The organism is Microbacterium sp. ZKA21, from assembly GCF_050434165.1.
GTDB lineage: Bacteria > Actinomycetota > Actinomycetes > Actinomycetales > Microbacteriaceae > Microbacterium.
On the sequence record NZ_JBNPVV010000001.1, the window covers coordinates 658,423 to 677,109 of the forward strand.

Genomic DNA, 18,687 nt, shown 5'->3' on the forward strand with positions numbered 1-18,687 from the left:
TCCCCGCGTGACCGCAACTGACTTCCATCCCCTTGCCGACTCCGTTCAGCCCGTCTTCGACACCGTCCAGACGCGCAGCCCGTACGAGCCGGAGTTCCAGCAGGCCGTGCACGAGGTCCTGCACTCGATCGGCCCCGTGCTCGAGCGGAACCCCGAGTACGCAGACGCCGGGATCGCGGAGCGCATCGTCGAACCCGAACGCCAGATCATGTTCCGCGTCCCGTGGGTCGATGATGCGGGCAAGCTGCAGGTCAACCGCGGCTATCGCATCCAGTTCTCGTCGGTCCTCGGCCCGTACAAGGGCGGACTGCGCTTCCACCCCTCGGTGAACCTGTCGATCATCAAGTTCCTCGGGTTCGAGCAGATCTTCAAGAACGCGCTCACCGGCCAGGGCATCGGCGGCGCCAAGGGCGGCAGCGACTTCGACCCGCACGGCCGCTCGGATGCCGAGATCATGCGGTTCTGCCAGTCGTTCATGAGCGAACTGTGGCGTCACCTGGGCGAGCACACCGACGTCCCCGCGGGTGACATCGGCGTCGGCGGCCGTGAGATCGGCTACCTGTTCGGCACGTACCGCAAGATCACGAACCGCCACGAGTCCGGCATGTTCACCGGCAAGGGAACCGGCTGGGGCGGCGCCGAAGTGCGCACCGAGGCCACCGGGTACGGCGCGGTGTTCTTCGCCGAGGAGATGCTGGCTGTCAAGGGCGATTCGTTCGAGGGCAAGCGCGTCGGCGTCTCGGGTTCGGGAAACGTCGCGATCTACGCGATCCAGAAGGCCACGCAGCTGGGAGCGAAGCCGGTCACGGCATCCGATTCCTCCGGCTACGTCGTCGACGACGCGGGCATCGATCTGGATCTGCTGCGGCAGATCAAGGAGGTCGAACGCGGACGCATCGTGGAGTACGCCCGGCGGCGCCCCGGCGCGCGCTTCGTCGAGGGCGGTCGCGTCTGGGAGGTTCCGGTCGACATCGCGATCCCGTCCGCGACGCAGAACGAGCTCGAGTTGGCCGACGCGGAGGCGCTCATCGCGAACGGCGTCCGCGCCGTATCCGAGGGAGCGAACATGCCGTGCCTGCCCGAGGCCGTCGCGGCGTTCCAGTCCGCCGGTGTCCTGTTCGCCCCCGGCAAAGCGGCCAACGCCGGTGGCGTGGCGACCTCCGCGCTCGAGATGAGCCAGAACGCCTCGCGTCAGCGCTGGGCCTTCGCTGACAGCGAGCGCAAGCTGCGCGAGATCATGGGCGACATCCACCGGGCGTCCTTCGAGGCCTCGGAGCGCTACGGCGTCCCTGGCGATTACGTGGCCGGCGCGAACATCGCCGGTTTCGAACGGGTGGCGGCGGCGATGCTCGCACAGGGAGTCATCTGATCCGCACCCACTGAGCACCCGGCCGCGAGGCCGGGTGCTTCTTTTTGCCCTGATTCTTTCTACATCGTTGTACACATCGTCTACATCGTTGTAGATTGACGTTGACGGCCGCATCGGCGTTGACCGCGGCATCCGTCCATCCCGTCCATCGTCGAACTGGAGACACCCATGACGCGACGCCCCCGCGCGCGCCGAGCCCTTGCTGCCCTGGCGCTGAGCACGACGTCCCTTCTCGCCGCCGGCGCCCTGTGCGCTCCGGCAGCGATCGCCGCTCAGCCCGCCGATCCGCCCACGCCGACGTTCCAGGACGTCACCGTGCACGACCCGTCGATCATCGAAGCGGACGGCGACATCTGGGCGTTCGGGTCGCACGGCGCATCCGCGCACACCGAAGACCTCATGTCGTGGGAGCAGCACACCCTCGATCTGTCGCAGAACCCCGACAACGCACTGTTCGAGGACGTCTACACCGAACTCGCCGAGACGTTCACGTGGGCGAAGAGCTCGACGCTCTGGGCCTCCGACGTCATCCAGCTTCCGGATGGCCGTTTCGCGATGTACTACAACGCATGCGAGGGCTCGTCCCCCCGTTCAGCGCTCGGGATCGCGACCAGCGACTCCGTCGACGGCCCGTACGAGAACCAGGGCATCCTGCTGAAGTCCGGCATGGAGGGCGAGAGCGAGAACCCCGGCGAGATCTATGACGCCCGCATCCACGCGAACACCGTCGACCCCGACGCGTTCTACGACGCCGACGGCGACCTATGGATGGTGTACGGCTCGTACTCCGGCGGCATCTTCATCCTGAAGATGGATGCCGAGACCGGCGAGCCACTCCCGGGCCAGGGGTACGGCACCCACCTCGTCGGCGGGAACCACAGCCGCATCGAGGCTCCGACGATCCAGTACGACGCCGAGTCCGGCTACTACTACCTCTACCTGTCGTTCGGCGGGCTCGACGCCTCGGGCGGCTACGACGTGCGCGTCGCGCGCTCGAAGACTCCGGACGGCCCGTACCTGGATGCCCAGGGCAATGACATGGCGGATGCGAAGGCGGATCCGTCGCTGCCGCTGTTCGACGACGTCTCGATCCAGCCGTACGGCGTCAAGCTCATGGGCGGTCATCTGTTCACCCGCGAGCTCGGCGATCCCGGCACCGGCCTGGGCACCGGCTACGTTTCGCCCGGGCACACCTCCTGGTACCAGGACCCCGAGACCGGGCGCATGTTCATGGTGTTCCACGCACGCTTCCCCGGCACTGGCGAACTGCACGAGGTGCGCGTGCACCAGATGTGGATCAACGAACAGGGCTGGCCGGTCGTCTCGCCGATGCGGTACGCGGGTGAGACCGCTGGCAAGGTCAAGCGAGGCGACGTCGTCGGCACGTGGCAGCTCGTCGACATGGGCCACGACATCACGGCGACCGCCGCGACCTCGCAGGACATCAGCCTCGAGAAGAACGGCCGGATCTCGGGCGCGGTCGAAGGACGCTGGAAGCTGACCGGTCAGCACACCGCAACTCTGCAGATCGACGGCGACGAGTACGCCGGAGTGTTCGCGCCGGTCTGGGATCCCGACCTCGAAGAGTGGTCGACCGGACTGACCGCCGTCTCAGACGAGGGCGTCACCCTGTGGGGCCGGCAGAGCGTCGAGCTCACCGGCGCCGCCGCCGTGGACGCGGTCGTCGCCGATCTCGAACTCGGCGACACGAGCGCCGTGACGATCGACCTCGATCTGCCGTCCTCCGGCACGGGCGGCACCACGATCACGTGGGCGTCATCCGACGAAGCCGTGGTCACCGCTGACGGCACCGTCACACGCCCCGCCGTCGGCGAAGCCGACACGACCGCGATCCTGACCGCCACGATCACGAACGGCTCAGCGTCGGAACAGGTGCCGTTCGACATCACGGTGCTCGCCCGCACCCCCGGCGTGCTCGCCGGCGCATGGTCGTTCGAGAACGGGCTCGCCGACGCGCACAGCGCGTTCCCGGATGCCGTGGCGACCGGGAACCGTCTCGACGCGCCCGCGACCTCTCCGGCGGCGTTCGCGGCCGACGGCGTCTCCGGCAGTGCGCTTCACCTCGACGGAACCTCCGGTGTACGCCTGCCGGACGATCTGGTGCAGGGGACGTCGTACTCGGTCGGCCTCTGGCTGCGCCCGGAGCAGCTGACGGCGTACACGTCAGCGTTCTTCGCGGCGGGCAGCTCGACGAACTGGCTGAGCCTGCTGCCGAAGGGCCACAGCGGTGTCGGCGGATCGGCCATGCTGTGGGCCGGCAGCGAGCAGTGGTACGACGCCGGAACGGGACGGTTCCTGCCGACCGGCGAGTGGTCGCACGTCGCGTTCGTGGTCGACGGCACCGCGGCATCCGTCTACGTCGATGGCGAGCTGACCTATGAGGGAACCGGCTTCGGCGATGTCCTGTCCGGCGAGGACAACGTCTTCTCGATCGGCGTGAACTGGTGGGATGTCCCCTTCCAGGGCGACGTCGACGAACTCACGGTGTGGAGCTCGGCGCTCTCCCCGGAGGACGTCGCGGAGCTCGCCACGCGCTGACGCCGCGGGCCGAATTCCAGACGCCTCCGGCCCGCACCGGCGTGTCGCCCCCGAGACACGCCGGTGCGGAGTCGCACCCTCCGGGATTCCGCACGGGCGTCAGCGGACCCGGACGCCGTCCTTCCACACCCCTGCCACGAGCGGGACCCCCGGTCGGTAGGCCAGATGGATGCTGGTGGGCGCGTCGAGCAGCACGAGATCGGCCCGCATTCCCGGCGCGACGGATCCGATGTCATCGCGCCGCAGCGCCTTCGCACCACCGGCCGTCGCCGCCCGCACCGCCTCGGTCGGCGTCATCCCCATGTCGCGCACGGCGACGGCGATGCAGAACGCCATCGAGCTGGTGAAGCTCGATCCGGGGTTGGTGTCGCACGCGAGAGCCACGGTGACGCCGGCGTCGATGAGACGGCGCGCGTCCGGGTACGGCTGGCGCGTGGAGAACTCCACCCCGGGCAGGAGCGTCAGCACCGTGTCGGATGCTGCGAGGGCCGCGACATCCTCCTCGGTGAGGTACGTGCCATGATCCACAGACGCCGCACCCAGCTCGACCGCGAGGCGCACCCCCTCGCTCGGACCCAGCTGGCCGGCATGCACGCGCGGCATGAGGCCTCGCGCGATGCCCGCCTCCAGCACGCGACCCGACTGCGCGACGGTGAACGCTCCGGTCTCGCAGAACACGTCGATCCAGCGCGAGTGCGGGGCCGCGGCATCCAGCATCGGGCCGACCACGAGGTCGACGTACTCGTCAGCGCGCCCCTCGTACTCGGCGGGCACGACATGCGCTCCGAGGAAGGTGACTTCGGGCGTGACCTCGGCGGCGAGACGGACGAGCCGCTCCTCGTCCGCGACGCTCAGGCCGTAGCCGCTCTTGATCTCGACCGTCGTGGTGCCCTGGGTGAACATCTCGTCGAGGAATCCGCGCAGCCGTGCACGCAATTCGTCATCCGTGGCCGCACGTGTCGCTGCGACCGTGGCGCGGATGCCGCCCGCGGCATACTTCTGCCCGGCCATGCGCGCCTCGAACTCGGCGGCGCGGTCGCCGGCGAACACGAGGTGGCTGTGGCTGTCCACGAATCCGGGGATGACCGCCCGTCCGGCGGCATCCACGACGTCATGGTTCTCTGAGCCTGTCGAAGGGGACGGCACATCGGCGGCCGATCCCACCCAGGCGATACGATCGCCGTCGAGCAGGACGGCGGCGGCGCGCAGCGGGCCGTCGCCGACGTTGGTCGTCAGCTCGCCGATGTTCGTGATGAGCGTGCTCACAGCATCGGCACCTTCAGGCCGCGCTCGCGGGCGATGTCACGGGCGTGCTCGTAACCGGCATCCACATGCCGCATGACCCCGGTGCCTGGGTCGTTCGTGAGCACCCGCGTGAGCTTCTCGGCGGCGAGCACCGAGCCGTCTGCGACGGTCACCTGTCCGGCGTGGATCGAGCGGCCGATGCCGACGCCGCCGCCGTGGTGCAGAGACACCCACGAAGCGCCGGATGCCGTGTTCAGCAAGGCGTTCAGCAGCGGCCAGTCGGCGATCGCATCCGAGCCGTCCTTCATGGCCTCGGTCTCGCGGTACGGCGACGCCACGGATCCCGCATCGAGGTGATCACGGCCGATGACGATCGGCGCGGACAGCTCACCCGAGGCCACCATCTCGTTGAACTTCAGTCCGGCGAGATGACGTTCCTGGTAGCCGAGCCAGCAGATCCGGGCGGGCAGGCCCTCGAAGTGGACCTTCTCGCCGGCCTTGTCGAGCCAGCGGTGCAGCGCGGCGTCCTCCGGGAAGAGCTCGGCGATCGCACGGTCGGTCCTGCGGATGTCCTCCGGATCTCCCGAGAGCGCCGCCCAGCGGAACGGTCCGCGGCCCTCCTCGAACTGCGGGCGGATGTACGCCGGCACGAATCCGGGGAACGCGAAGGCCCGCTCGAACCCACCGAGCTGCGCCTCCGCTCGGATCGAGTTGCCGTAGTCGAAGACGGCGGCCCCGGCATCCTGGAACGCGACCATCGCCGCCACGTGCGCGGCCATGGATTCGCGGGCTCGTCGGGTGAACTCCTCCGGATCCCTGGATGCCTCGGCCTTCCAGTCCTCGAACGCGACGCCGAGCGGCAGGTAGGCGAGCGGGTCGTGCGCGCTCGTCTGGTCGGTGACGATGTCAATCGGCACACCACGGCGCAGGAGCTCGGGGAAGACCTCGGCGGCATTGCCGACGACTCCGACGGACAGAGCCTCGCCGGCATCCTTGGCGGCGAGGACGCGTGCGAGACCGGCATCCAGATCGGTCGTGTACTCGTCCAGGTAGCCGTGTGCGACCCGGCGCGCGAGACGGGACTCGTCCACGTCGACGATCAGCACGGCGCCGTCGTTCATCGTGACGGCGAGCGGCTGAGCGCCGCCCATGCCGCCGGCGCCGCCGGTCAGGGTCAGCGTGCCCTGGAGCGACTCGCGGCCGAGCGAGCGGGCCACGGCGGCGAAGGTCTCGTAGGTGCCCTGGAGGATGCCCTGCGTGCCGATGTAGATCCAGCTGCCCGCGGTCATCTGGCCGTACATGATGAGCCCGAGTTCCTCGAGCCGGCGGAACTCGGGCCAGTTCGCCCAGTCTCCGACGAGGTTGGAGTTCGCGATGAGCACCCGAGGCGCCCACTCGTGCGTGCGGAACACGCCGACCGGCTTTCCGGACTGCACGAGCAGCGTCTCGTCCGGCTCCAGCTCGTCGAGGGTACGGACGATCGCGTCGTACGCCTCCCAGCTGCGGGCCGCGCGTCCGGTACCGCCGTAGACGACGAGATCCTCCGGGTGCTCGGCGACCTCGGGATCGAGGTTGTTCATCAGCATCCGCTTGGCGGCTTCGGCGCCCCAGCTCTTGGCGGTGCGCTGGTTGCCGCGCGGTGCCCTGATCTCACGAGACATGTGCGTGCTCCTCTGCAGTGCGGGCGACGGCGCCCGATCGGACGAGTTCGGTGACGGCCTCCATGTCCGGCGACAGGAAGCGATCGGGACCGGGTCCCCCCGCGACGGTGCGCACGAGATCACGCACCGCCCCGGTCGCGGGTCCCGCCGCAAGCGGCGCACGCAGGTCGAGCGCACGGGCGCCGGTGAGGATCTCGATCGCGAGCACGCGGGTCAGCCCGTCGATCGAGCGGCGCAGCTTGCGCGCCGCCGACCAGCCCATCGAGACGTGGTCCTCCTGCATCGCGGACGATGGGATGGAGTCGACGGATGCCGGGACGGCCAGGCGCTTGAGTTCGGACACGATGCCGGCGGAGGCGTACTGCGCGATCATGAGCCCGGAATCGACGCCGACCTCGTGTGCGAGGAACGGCGGGAGGCCGTGGCTGCGGGCGGGGTCGAGGGCGCGGTCGGTGCGGCGCTCCGAGACGCTGGCGACATCGGCGACGGAGATCGCGAGGAAGTCGAGTACCGCGGCGACCGGCGCGCCGTGGAAGTTGCCGTTCGACTCGATCCGCCCGTCGAGGGTGATCACCGGGTTGTCGATGACGCTGGCGAGCTCGCGCGCCGCGATGGTGCCGGCGTAGGCGACGGTGTCGCGCGCGGCGCCGTGCACCTGCGGGGAGCAGCGCAGCGAGTAGGCATCCTGGACGCGGCCGTCCTCCGGGCCCTTGTGGCTCGCGACGATCGGGGAGGCGGCGAGGAACGCCCGCAGGTTCGCGGCGGACGCCGCCTGCCCGGACTGCGGGCGCAGTGCCATGAGGTCGGCGGCGAACACGGCATCCGTTCCGAGCTGGCTCTCCACCGACATCGCTGCGGCGACGTCGGCCGTGGTCAGCAGGACGTCCAGGTCGTGCAGCGCGAGCGCCAGCATCCCGAGCATCCCGTCGGTGCCGTTGATGAGTGCCAGCCCCTCCTTCTCCTCCAGGACCAGCGGCGCGATACCGGCGGCGGCGAGGGCCTCGGATGCCGGGACGAGACCGGCGTCGGTGCGCACGTCGCCCTCCCCCATCGCGGCGAGCGCGATGTGCGCGAGCGGGGCGAGATCGCCCGAGCAGCCGAGCGAACCGTATTCGCGGACGACGGGGACGATCCCGGCGTTCAGAACGTCGGCATAGGTCTCCGCCACGACGGGACGAACGCCGGTGCGGCCGGAGGCGAGGGTCTGCAGGCGCAGCAGCTGGAGGCCCCGGACGACCTCGCGCTCGACTTCGGCCCCCGTGCCGGCGGCGTGCGAGCGGATCAGGCTCGCCTGCAGCTGCCGGCGGCGGTCGGCGGCGATGAAGGTCGTCGCGAGCGCACCGAATCCGGTCGAGACGCCGTAGTGCGGGTGCGGGTCAGCGGCGAGCGCGTCGACGATGCCGCGGGACTCGGCGATGCGGTCGAGAGCCGCAGAGTCGAGTTCGACCTGGACTCCGTGGCGGGCGACGGCGACGACCTCGGCGACGGACAGCGGCTCGCGGCCGACGATAACGGGAGGATGCGCACTCATGATCCTGATTCCACACCTCGCGAGGGCCGTGCGACAGCGGTTCGTGAGAGGATCTGTCTGTGATCCCAGACACTGGCGGTGATCGCCCGCAGGTGCCCGCGGCGGATCAGACGCTGCGGATCCTCCGCCATCTCGCCGGGCGCCCCGCTCCCGTCGCGGCATCCGCGATCGCCCGCGAGCTGGACCTGCCGCGCTCGACCGTCTACCACCTGCTCACGACCCTCGCGGCGCACGGGTTCGTGCTGCATCTGCGTGAGGAGCGCCGCTGGAGTCTCGGCACCGCCGCGTCCGAACTCGCCGGCGGCTTCGCACGGCAGCAGCCTCTGGCACGACTCGGGCGGCCGCTCGTGGGCGCCCTGGCGGACCTGCTGGGCGAGAGCACGCACCTCGCGGTCATGAGCGGGTCGGACGTCGTCTACATCGTCGAGGAGCGCGCTCCGCGCCGGCCGGCCCTGGTGAGCGAGGTCGGCGTTCGACTGCCCGCGCACCTCACCGCGACCGGGCGCGCCATGCTCGCCGCGCTCCCCCGTGGGCAGGTGCGGGCTCTCTACCCCGACCGATCCGCCTTCGCGACGCGGATCGATACCGCTCCCTCCAGCCCTGGCGAACTGCGCGAGCTGCTGCGCGCGGTTCGGGCGCGCGGCCATGCCGTCGAGAACGGCGAGGTGACGCCGGGTCTCCGCTCTGTCGGCGCCGCGGTGCACGACGCCTCCGGATGGCCGATCGCTGCGGTCGCGGCGACCTGGTCGACGGACGGAGGGCCCGAGGAGCAGGTCGCCGCAACCGCCGTCGCCGCGACGGCGTCCGCATTGGAACGTCGTCTGCGGCGATGAGGCCGTCGTTCGACTCAGCCGGACGCGCCCTTGCGCGGCTTGAGGAACGCGGCCGGCTCCTGCTTATCGCGCTTGGCCGCTCTCTTCTCCTTCAGAGACAGCTTCGGCGCCTTCTTCCCGTCGCGTGCGTGCGGTGACTTGCCTGACATGTGAACTCGCTTCCCCTTCTTTCGGCTGGCGGGTGTAACCACCGACCATAGCCGGTTGCCCGAGGAAGTCAAATTTCTCGCTGAACGGGAAATTTTCTGCATGGATCCGCGCATCCGGTGCCGCTCGGAACTGTGATCGGGAGCACGTCCTGGCTGGCGTAGCGTGCGGCCATGACAGCACAGACGCACGAATGGTGGCAGGACGGCCCGGTCTTCTCGACGGCGCGTCGCGGAAGCCGGATCGTCGCGGTCGCACCGGATGCCGAGATCCCCCGCCTGCGGTGGACCCATGTCCTGGTGCTGCTGCTCGGCTCGGTCCTGTGCGGGATCTGCCTGACGGTCGTCCTTCCGGGCACGCTTCCGCCCCTGCTCGCGGTGCCCGGTTGGAGCGCATGGAATCTCATCTGGTGGATTCCGCTCGCGCTCGGGGCCGCATGGGTGCTGATCCTGCTGGTGCCGAGCACGTATTCCCTGTTCGAGGATGACTTCGGACGATCCGCCTCGGTCGGGATGCGCGCAGCCACGGCGCTCGTGAGCGCGGGGATCTCGATCGCGCTGCTGGTCTGGTCGTGGATCATCTCGGGGAGCGACGACCTGTTCATCGCCGCGCTGGCGCCGCTGCTGCACTGGGGAACCGCCGGCGCCGGAGCGGTAGCCGCGTGCTCAGCACTGTTGCTCCTGCTCGGCGTCCACGGTGTCCGCCGGGAGGTCGCCCGGATCCTTTCCCTGCGGGAAGACGCCCGCCGTGTCGCCGGCGAGATCGTGACCGTTCCCGATCCCACGCTTTGGATCCTGGCACGCCCGCAGTTCCGTATCGGTGTGCGGTTCTACGACGGCGCATCCCCGCGCACGATCGACGTCTGGATGAGCACCACGCCGGCACGCGTCCCCCGGCCGGGATCCGGCATCCTGGTGTACTTCCGCGGCAGCAGGACGCACGTCGAGATGGATCCGGCGAGCCCCGAGATGTTCGACAGCGACGTTTCGCGTTATACGGCGCCATCCGGCGGCGGCGGCAGCTGACCGGCGCGCTACGCTCGAAACGTGCTCGATACTCTCACCGGATTCGCCGTCGTGGGAGTCGCGATCGCCGTCGGCTACATCATCGGACGCATCGGTCTGCTCGGCGAACAGGCCAGGTACGTCCTGGGGCGATTGACCTTCTTCGTGCTGTCCCCGTTCCTGCTCTTCACGGTGCTCGCGCAGGCGGACGCGAAAGTCCTGTTCTCGTCTCTTCTACCGGTGTCCGCGATCGCGGCGGTCGTCGTCATCGCCGCATACGTCCTCGTCGCCCGGTTCGTGTGGAAGCGCGGCATCGGCGAGACGGTCATCGGAGCGCTGTCGGCCGGGCAGGTGAACTCGAACAACATCGGCATCCCGTTGTCGCTCTATCTGCTGGGCAGCGCGGCGTATCCGGCGCCGGTGATCCTGCTGCAGCTGCTGGTGTTCACGCCGATCTCACTGGCGATCCTGGATGCCGTGACGAGCGCGAAGACCTCGGTCTGGCGCCTGATCACGCGCACGGCGACGAACCCGATCATCCTGGGCTCCGCGCTCGGCACGTTGGTTTCGGTGCTCGACATCGACCTGCCGCCGATCGTGATGGAACCGGCCCTCCTCCTCGCGAATGCCTGCGTGCCCGTGCTGCTGATCAGCTACGGCATCTCGCTGTTCGGGCAGCGCGTGCTCGGCGCGTCGGGTCGCCGCCGGGACGTGCTGCTGGCATCGACGCTGAAGCTGCTCGTGATGCCGGTGCTCGCGTGGGTGTTCGCGCAGTTCGTCTTCGGGCTCAGCGCGCACGAAGTGCTGATCGTCGTCGTTCTCGCGGCACTTCCCACCGCCCAGAACGTCTTCAACTACTCGCAGCGCTACGACATCGGCGAGGCGATCTCGCGCGACACGGTGTTCATCACGACGATCGGGTGCGTCCCGGTGCTGCTGCTGGCGACATTCCTGCTCGGCTGATCGGCCGCTCAGGATGCCCGCAGCACGGCGGGGAGCACGATGTGCGCGTCCGGGATCATCCCCGGCGTGACGCGCCGGCGGAAGATCCAGTAGCTCCATGCCTGGTAGGCCAGGATCACCGGCAGCGCCACCACGGCGACCACGGTCATGACGCCGAGCGTGTACGCGCTGTTCGACGCGTTCCAGACGGTGAGATCGAACGCGGCATCCACGGTCGAGGGCAGTACGAGCGGGAACATCCCGGCGAACACCGCCCCCGCGCCGAACAGCCCGAACCCGGCGTAGCCGATGAACGCCCAGCCCTCGCGACGACGGCGTGCGGCGATCCATCCGCTCACGGCGCCGACCACAGCCAGCACGATGAACGTCCACGCCAGCGCGTTCCCGCCATGCGCGAGCTGCACCCAGATCGCCCAGACCGCGGCCGGTGCGAGGCACAGCGGCGCCCACGTCGCGGCGAACCGGTCGGCGCGCTCGCGCACGGGCCCGTCCGCCTTGAGGCCCAGGAACGTCGCAGAGTGCGCCAGCGCGAACCCGACGACCGCGAGCCCGCCGACGACGGCCGCAGGCGTCAGCCACACGAACGGACCGCCGACGCGGTCGCCGTTCGCGTCGATCGGCAGGCCGAGCGACGTCAGCGCGAGTGCCGCGCCGATGCAGAACGCCACCACGAGGGACCCGAGACCGATCATCCACGTCCAGAAGGTGCGCCACCGCTCGGTGTGGATCTTGCCGCGGTACTCGATGCCGACCGCGCGCACGATGAGCCCGACGAGCGTGATCGTCAAGGGGACGTACAGCGTGGAGAACAGCGACGCGTACCAGGCGGGGAAGGCCGCGAAGATCGCCGCGCCCGCCGTGATGAGCCACACCTCGTTGCCGTCCCAGACCGGGCCGATCGTGTTGAGCATGACGCGGCGGTCGCGCTCCGACCGCGTGGAGAAGATCATGTGGATGCCGACGCCGAGGTCGAAGCCCTCGAGCAGCAGGTACCCGATCCACAGCACGGCGATCGCGATGAACCAGACGACGGGAAGCGGTTCCATGGTGATTCCTCTCAGTGCGGATCGGTGTCAGTAGGCGAAGGCGAGCACGTCGTCCCGCTTGTCGTCGTCTGGTCGGTCGTCACCGGCATCCGGGTGGGGCGCCAGTTCCGGCATGGAGGCCGCGACGCCGCCGCGGATGTACTTCGTCATGAGGAACAGCTCGATCACGAGCATGACGCCGTACACCGCAGTCAACGTGATGACGGAGAACAGGATCTCGCCGGCAGTGACCCCCGGCGACACGGCCGCAGCGGTGAACATGAAGACGCCGTCGATGCCGGTGGCATCCGGATTCGGCGCGACCACGAACGGCTGCCGGCCCATCTCGGTGAAGATCCAGCCTGCGATGTTGGCCGCGAACGGCGCGACGATGCCGAGAAGTGCCAGCCGCATGATCCAGGGCGAGCGCATGACAGTACCCTTGCGGGTCAGCCACAGGGCGATCACGGCGCCGGCCGCGACGATGCCGCCCAGCCCGATCATCAGGCGGAACCCCCAGTACGTGACCCACATCACCGGCACGTACTCGACCTCGCTGCCGGCGCGGTCGCCGTACAGCTCGTCGTCCGGGATGGTCTCGCCGTACTGGTTCACGTACTCGGGCTCGAGGTCGCTGATGCCGGGCATCTCGGCACCCCACTCCCCCGTGCCGAGGAACCCGAGAACACCGGGGATCTCGATGAGGGTGATGACGTCGGCGCAGTCGCGCGAACCAGGGTCACCGAGCGAGAGCACCGAGAAGGCGGAGCCGGTGTGGCAGGCGGCCTCGGCCGCCGCCATCTTCATCGGCTGCTGCTCGTACATGAGCTTGCCCTGGATGTCGCCGGTGGCGACGGTGCCGGCGAACCCGAGGATCGCGACCACGGCGCCGAAGCGCAGCGACCAGATCCAGACACCGTGATCCTTCCGGTCACGTCCGGGCACGGCATCCGCTTCGCCGACGACGACGCGGCCCTTCTCATCCACGGTGTCGATGCCGTCGTGGCGGCGCCGCCAGAGGTGGTACCAGGAGATTCCGAGGAGGAACATGCCCGCCACCACGAGCGCACCGAAGATCGTGTGCGTGTACGCCGCGATCGCGGTGTTGTTGGTGAGCACGGCCCACACGTCCGTCATGACGGGGCGTCCGTCGTCGCCGAGTTCGACCCCGACCGGATGCTGCATCCACGAGTTCGCAACGATGATGAAGTAGGCCGAGATCCACGACCCGATCACCGCGCACCACAAGGCAGCGAGGTGCAGCCCCTTGCGCAGGCGCCCCCAGCCGAAGATCCAGATGCCGAGGAACGTGGACTCCACGAAGAACGCGAGCAGGCCTTCCATGGCGAGCGGCGCTCCGAAGACGTCGCCGACGAAGCGGGAGTACTCGCTCCACGCCATGCCGAACTGGAATTCCTGCACGAGACCGGTGGCGACGCCGACGATGAAGTTGATGAGGTAGACCTTGCCCCAGAACTTCGTCATGCGCAGGTACTTCTCGTCCCCGGTGCGCACCCACCGCGACTGCATGATCGCGACGGACATGCCGAGGCCGAGAGTGAGCGGCACCATCAGGAAGTGGTACACGGTCGTGATGCCGAACTGCCATCTGGCGAGGTCGAGAACGTCCACTGCTGCTCCTTGCGGGTCATGGGATCGTTTGAATTCTACACATGGTAGAACTTCTTCGACAGAGCATAGAACAATTTCGACCGGGGGTAGAATAGAACCGGCCGTGGGAAATCCCGACGCGGTCAGGAGGTTGATATGGGCACCCTGGGGGAACTCGAACGCACCGTGATGGATGCGATCTGGGATGCCGCGACTCCCGTCTCGGCATACGACGTCAAGGACCAACTGGACGCCGATGGTCGCGCGCTCGCCGTGACGACGCTGCTCACGGTGCTCTCGCGCCTGGAGAAGAAGGGCTTCGTCGCGTCGGACCGCTCAGCGCGGCCGCACCGCTACACGGCGATCGCGTCGCGCGCAGATCACGTCGCCGAACTGATGCACTCCGTGCTCGGCGACGCCGGCGACCGCACGGCAGTGCTGGAACGATTCGTCGGCGGCGTCTCCCCCGAGGATGCCGCCGTCCTGCGCCAGCTGCTCTCCGGCGCGGCCTGATCGTCGCAGCATGACTCCGCTGCCTGCCGCGAGCGACGAGGCGCTCGTCGGCGCACTCGTCATCCCGCACGGAGTGATCGCGGTTGCCGCGCTGGTGCTCGGCGTAGCGGCGATCTCACTCGCCTGGCCCGTTCCGGTCGCGCTCTCGCGTGCCACGTGGCCGATGCGGATGCCGGTCATGGCACTGCTGCTCTGGCAGGCGATCGGCCTCGCCGGCGGCCTGTCGATGATCGGCGCCCTCGCGCTCGCCGGATACGCGATCGCACCGCGGCATCCATGGCTCGCTCTGATCCCCGCCGCGACGTTCACGCTCTACCTGCTGGCTCATCTCGCCGTCACGATCGTGCAGGTCACGCGCCAGCGCCACCGTCACCTCGCGCTGCTCGACATGCTCACGTCGCCCCACCCCACGAGGGCACGGACGCGCGTGATCGACGACGCCGTCCCGGTGGCGTACTGCCTGCCGAACGGCGCCAGGTCGGTCACGGTGCTGTCTCAGGGTCTGCTGGACCGGCTGGATGCCGATGAGCTCGTCGCCGTGATCGCGCACGAGCGGGCGCACGTCGAGCAGCGCCATGACCTGCTGCTGCTGGCCTTCCGCGCGTGGCGTTCCGCGCTGCCCTGGTTCCCGATCGCAGCGCGCGCCGAGGCCGAGGTCGCCGCGCTGGTCGAGATGCTGGCCGACGACCACGCCAGACGCGAAGTACGCGACGAAGTGCTGGCGCGGGCGATTCTGGCGGTCGGGGCGAGCGGCGTGCCAGGTGCCGAACTCGTCGTCTCGGGCTCGACGCGCGTCAGCGATCGGTTCCGCCGGCTCGCCGCCTGAGCCGCCCTCGCTCCGCTCGCTCAACGAGCGAACGGAACTCACCGCGCGAGAGACACCGCGTCGTCGGCCTGCTCCCGGTCGGCCGAACGATGCGAGACGAGCAGCACGACGCGGTCGGCGGTCGCCTCCCGCACATCCGCCATCATCGCCGCGGCGGTCGGCTCGTCGAGGTGCGCGGTCGGTTCGTCGAGCAGGATGACGTCCGCGCGCGTCAGCAGGGCCCGCGCCACAGCGAGCCGCTGGCGCTCGCCGCCGGACAGTGCCGACCCTCCGGGTCCGACTCTCGTGTCCAAGCCGTCGGCCAGGCCTGCGAGCAACGATCCGAGCCCGGCCCGCTCGAGCGATGACCGCAGGGTGTCGTCGTCCGGAGCATCCGCACGCGTGCGCGCGAGCAGAAGGTTGCCGCGCAGCGTCGAGTCGAAGACGTACGCGTCCTGCGGGCACCAGGCCACGCTGCTCCGCCACTCGCGCTCGTCGAGATGGGTGATCGGCGTGCCGTCGGCCTCGACGGCCCCCCGCTCGACGGGGAGCGCCCCCATGACGGCCGAGAGGACCGTGGACTTCCCGGATCCCGATGGTCCGTCCAGGACGAGCCAGCGCCCGCGACGCGCGGTTCCGCGCACGTCGGTGACAGCGGGGCGCTCGATGCCGGGATAGCGGATCGTGACGTCGTCCAGCTCGAGCTCTCGGGTCGCCGCATCGATCGTCCGCGTTCCCCACTCCGGCGCAGGTGCCGGCCGCAGGATCGGGTCCAGCCGGGCCAGCACCGCACGCAGTGCCGGAATCCGCTGGGCGGCGGCGACCAGCCCCGTGAGCGGTTCGATCAGGGCGAGAGCGAGCAGTGCGATCACGGATGCGTACTCGGCCGGCAGCTGCGGCGACAGCGGCGCGATGACGACGGCCAGAACGGCGAGGGGCCCGGTGATCAGCGCGGATCCGAGCCCCGCCGACCAGGCCGCGCGCCGTTCGGCATCCGCGAGGCGGCCGGCCGCGGCATCCAGGACCTCCATGGCCGCGGGCGTTGCTGCGTTGCCGCGCAGATCGTCGGCGGCGACCGCGAGGGCCGCGGTGCCGCGCACGATGTCGGAGCGGGCGGCGACCCGTGCGGCCCCGGCGCCGCGCTCGGTCGCGATGGCCAGAGCGGATGCCGCCGCCACCGCGAGCACCAGCACGAGCACGACGAGCATCGTGAGGTGCGGTGCGATGAATCCGGTGGCGACGATCGCGGCCAGTGCGACCAGCACGCCGGCGCCGATCGGCGGCAGGACACGGGGCAGTTGATCGCGCAGGTCATCGGCGAGCGTCACGAGGTAGTCCAGCGGTGCGCCGCCCTCGAGCAGACGGCGCGACCCGGCCCCCCGCGCCGCGATCGCTCCCCACAGCCGAAGACGCAGCGCATCGACGACCTGGAACGCGGCGCGATGGGTGACGAGACGCTCGGCGTAGCGGCCGACCGCACGGCCGATGCCGAACGCGCGGACGCCGACGATGGCGACGAGGAGATACATGATGTACTCCTCGACGCTCGCCCGCACGATGAGCCAGCCGGACACCGCCGTGAGGGCGATGCCGAGCCCGGCGGCGAGAGCTGCGAGCAGGATCGAGCCGGCCCATGCCCAGCGATGCGGCCGCAGCAGGGCGCGGAACGTGAGTCGGTGCGCGGTGGTCGCATCTGGCCGCTTCCCCTCACGCGACCCGGCGAAGCGCGCCGCCTTCCGCGCTGCGGAGACCTCGCCTGCAGCGCCAGAGGACCCCGAAGGTCGCGTCGCGCTCTCCGAAGCGACCACCTGCGCCCCCTCGCGAGCGGATGCCGCCCCGACCGCGATCTCCCCCGTTGCGAGGGCGAGCGTCTCGGGCTCATGGCTGGCCAGCACCACGACGCAGCGATCGGCGCGGCGCAGGATCGCTGCCCGTACGCGATCCGCCGATGCCTGGTCGAGATGCGCCGTCGGTTCGTCGAGCACGAGCAGCCGGGCCCCGGCATCCACTCGCGCGAGTGCCCTGGCCACCGCCAGCCGGCGCTGCTCCCCCGGACTGAGTTCGGCGACCGCGGCATCCGCCAGCGCGGCGATGCCCAGTTCGTCCAGCGCGTCGAGACCCGCCCCGTACAGCGCCACCTCGTCACGCGCAGTGTCGGCGAAGGCATGGGGCGCCTGCGGCGCCCAGGCCACGGCATCCGGCTCCACACCCGTCACGCGACCCGCGACCACCGCATCCGCAGGCAGGACGCCGGCGAGCGCCGCCAGCAGGGTCGATTTGCCCGCACCGCTGGGTCCGGTGACCGCCGTGATGCCGCGCAGCTCGCCGTCGACGGCATCCAGAGCGGGGCGCTCGCGCCCTGCGTAGCGCACCGACAGGGAGTCGATCCGCGGCGGGCCGTCGGCCGCCTCCCGCACGTCGCGACCGGCTCCGCGCCCGAGCAGAGCCCGCACCCGATCGAGCACGGACAAACCGTCCTGCGACGCGTGGAACGCGGTCCCCACCTCCCGCAGAGCTGTGAAGCACTCCGGGGCGAGGATGAGCGCCAGCAGCGCCGGCTCGAGCTCCATGGTTCCGTTCAGCAGGCGCAGCCCGAGGAACACGGCGACGATCGCGACCGAGATCGTCGCGATCAGCTCGAGCGCGAGAGCCGACAGGAATGCCCACCGCAGCGTCTCCTCCGTGCGCGCGCGGTAGCGCGTCTGGATGTCGTCGAGCGCCGTGGTCTGCTCGTCGACACGACCGAGGCCGACGAGCACGGGAAGCCCTCGCGCGAGTTCGGCGAGGTGGTCGGCCAGCCGGGTGAGCGCGGCGAGCGCGGCGTCCGTGCGCTGCTGCGTGTGCTTGCCGATCAGGATCATGAACAGCGGCACGAGCGGCACCGTCAGCACGATCACGAGCGCGCTGAGCCAGTCGGCGCCCAGGATGCGCAGCCCGACGATGAGCGGCACCACGGCCGCCGAGATCACGGCGGGGATGGTCTGCACGAAGTAGTCATCCAGGTCGTCGAGGCCGTCGGCGGCGAGCACGGCGGTTCCGCCGCCAGCTGCATCGCCGTCGGCGATCCGACGCCAGAGGCGCCGCCGCAGGTCGCGCTTCACCTGTGCGGCCACCCGCCTCGAGAGGACGGATGCCCCCCACTCGCCCCCGGCGCGCAGGAGCGCACCGACGAGACCGAGCAGGACGAGGAAGCGGACGTGGTCGATGCCGCCGCCGGCGAGCGCGCCGATGCCCCGCGCGACCGCTTCGGCGATCAGCACGAGCCCCAGGGCCCGGGATGCCGCGAGCGCACCGAGCGCGTACAGCGAGCCCTTCGGAACCGCGGACAGGTCGGGGCGACGGAAACCAGGGGCGCGCGCTGCGCGCTCGGCTTCGAGCACCCACGGATCGTTCGGGACCTCGGCTCGGCTCACCCTTGAAT

At 70.0% G+C, this 18,687-nt stretch carries 14 protein-coding genes; 7 read left to right on the forward strand and 7 right to left on the reverse strand.

The window, feature by feature from the left end:
* The first annotated feature begins 7 nt into the window (after nt 1–7).
* The gene (gene gdhA, locus M2317_RS03300) at nt 8–1,369 is read left to right on the forward strand and encodes an NADP-specific glutamate dehydrogenase (protein WP_429457273.1); all 1,362 of its coding nucleotides are present in this window, start codon (nt 8–10) and stop codon (nt 1,367–1,369) included.
* A gap of 168 nt (nt 1,370–1,537) precedes the next feature.
* Nucleotides 1,538–3,928 carry a LamG-like jellyroll fold domain-containing protein gene (locus M2317_RS03305; protein WP_429457274.1) on the forward strand — a complete coding sequence of 797 codons (2,391 nt, stop codon included), beginning with the start codon at nt 1,538–1,540 and terminating at the stop codon, nt 3,926–3,928.
* Nucleotides 3,929–4,027: 99 nt separating this feature from the next.
* On the opposite strand, the gene hutI is transcribed toward M2317_RS03305, so the two are convergent.
* The 3 genes from hutI to hutH are packed head-to-tail and all read right to left on the reverse strand — an operon-like array spanning nt 4,028 to nt 8,365.
* Nucleotides 4,028–5,194: an imidazolonepropionase gene (gene hutI, locus M2317_RS03310; protein WP_429457276.1), complete on the reverse strand. Its 1,167-nt coding sequence runs from the start codon at nt 5,192–5,194 to the stop codon at nt 4,028–4,030.
* The gene (gene hutU / locus M2317_RS03315) at nt 5,191–6,834 is read right to left on the reverse strand and encodes a urocanate hydratase (protein WP_429457278.1); all 1,644 of its coding nucleotides are present in this window, start codon (nt 6,832–6,834) and stop codon (nt 5,191–5,193) included. The genes hutI and hutU overlap by 4 nt, the downstream gene beginning before the upstream one ends.
* Nucleotides 6,824–8,365, reverse strand: a complete 1,542-nt coding sequence (hutH, locus tag M2317_RS03320) for a histidine ammonia-lyase (RefSeq protein WP_429457280.1) — start codon at nt 8,363–8,365, stop codon at nt 6,824–6,826. The genes hutU and hutH overlap by 11 nt, the downstream gene beginning before the upstream one ends.
* A gap of 53 nt (nt 8,366–8,418) precedes the next feature.
* On the opposite strand from hutH, the gene M2317_RS03325 reads away from it, so the two are divergent.
* On the forward strand, nt 8,419–9,198 hold the full coding sequence (locus M2317_RS03325) for an IclR family transcriptional regulator (protein ID WP_429457657.1): 780 nt from the start codon (nt 8,419–8,421) through the stop codon (nt 9,196–9,198).
* 14 nt (nt 9,199–9,212) lie between these two features.
* On the opposite strand, the gene M2317_RS03330 is transcribed toward M2317_RS03325, so the two are convergent.
* On the reverse strand, nt 9,213–9,347 hold the full coding sequence (locus M2317_RS03330) for a hypothetical protein (protein WP_429457282.1): 135 nt from the start codon (nt 9,345–9,347) through the stop codon (nt 9,213–9,215).
* Between the two features lie 171 nt (nt 9,348–9,518).
* On the opposite strand from M2317_RS03330, the gene M2317_RS03335 reads away from it, so the two are divergent.
* Together M2317_RS03335 and M2317_RS03340 are read left to right on the forward strand one after the other, a co-directional pair.
* Complete coding sequence (locus M2317_RS03335; RefSeq protein ID WP_429457284.1) at nt 9,519–10,370, forward strand: hypothetical protein; 852 nt, start codon at nt 9,519–9,521, stop codon at nt 10,368–10,370.
* A gap of 21 nt (nt 10,371–10,391) precedes the next feature.
* Nucleotides 10,392–11,312 (forward strand): AEC family transporter, encoded by a 921-nt coding sequence (locus tag M2317_RS03340; protein WP_429457285.1) that lies wholly within the window; start codon nt 10,392–10,394, stop codon nt 11,310–11,312.
* Between the two features lie 8 nt (nt 11,313–11,320).
* On the opposite strand, the gene cydB is transcribed toward M2317_RS03340, so the two are convergent.
* Both cydB and M2317_RS03350 read right to left on the reverse strand, forming a co-directional pair.
* Nucleotides 11,321–12,358 (reverse strand): cytochrome d ubiquinol oxidase subunit II, encoded by a 1,038-nt coding sequence (gene cydB / locus M2317_RS03345; protein WP_429457287.1) that lies wholly within the window; start codon nt 12,356–12,358, stop codon nt 11,321–11,323.
* A gap of 27 nt (nt 12,359–12,385) precedes the next feature.
* Complete coding sequence (locus tag M2317_RS03350) at nt 12,386–13,969, reverse strand: cytochrome ubiquinol oxidase subunit I (protein ID WP_429457289.1); 1,584 nt, start codon at nt 13,967–13,969, stop codon at nt 12,386–12,388.
* A gap of 135 nt (nt 13,970–14,104) precedes the next feature.
* Here M2317_RS03350 and M2317_RS03355 point away from each other — a divergent pair, with 135 nt between their 5' ends.
* Nucleotides 14,105–14,461 carry a BlaI/MecI/CopY family transcriptional regulator gene (locus tag M2317_RS03355; RefSeq protein WP_429457291.1) on the forward strand — a complete coding sequence of 119 codons (357 nt, stop codon included), beginning with the start codon at nt 14,105–14,107 and terminating at the stop codon, nt 14,459–14,461.
* A gap of 10 nt (nt 14,462–14,471) precedes the next feature.
* On the forward strand, nt 14,472–15,287 hold the full coding sequence (locus M2317_RS03360; protein ID WP_429457293.1) for a M56 family metallopeptidase: 816 nt from the start codon (nt 14,472–14,474) through the stop codon (nt 15,285–15,287).
* A gap of 38 nt (nt 15,288–15,325) precedes the next feature.
* Here the strand turns inward: M2317_RS03360 and cydC are convergent, their stop codons facing one another.
* Nucleotides 15,326–18,679, reverse strand: coding sequence for a thiol reductant ABC exporter subunit CydC (cydC, locus tag M2317_RS03365; protein WP_429457294.1), 3,354 nt, complete (start codon nt 18,677–18,679; stop codon nt 15,326–15,328).
* Between the last annotated feature and the right edge of the window lie 8 nt (nt 18,680–18,687).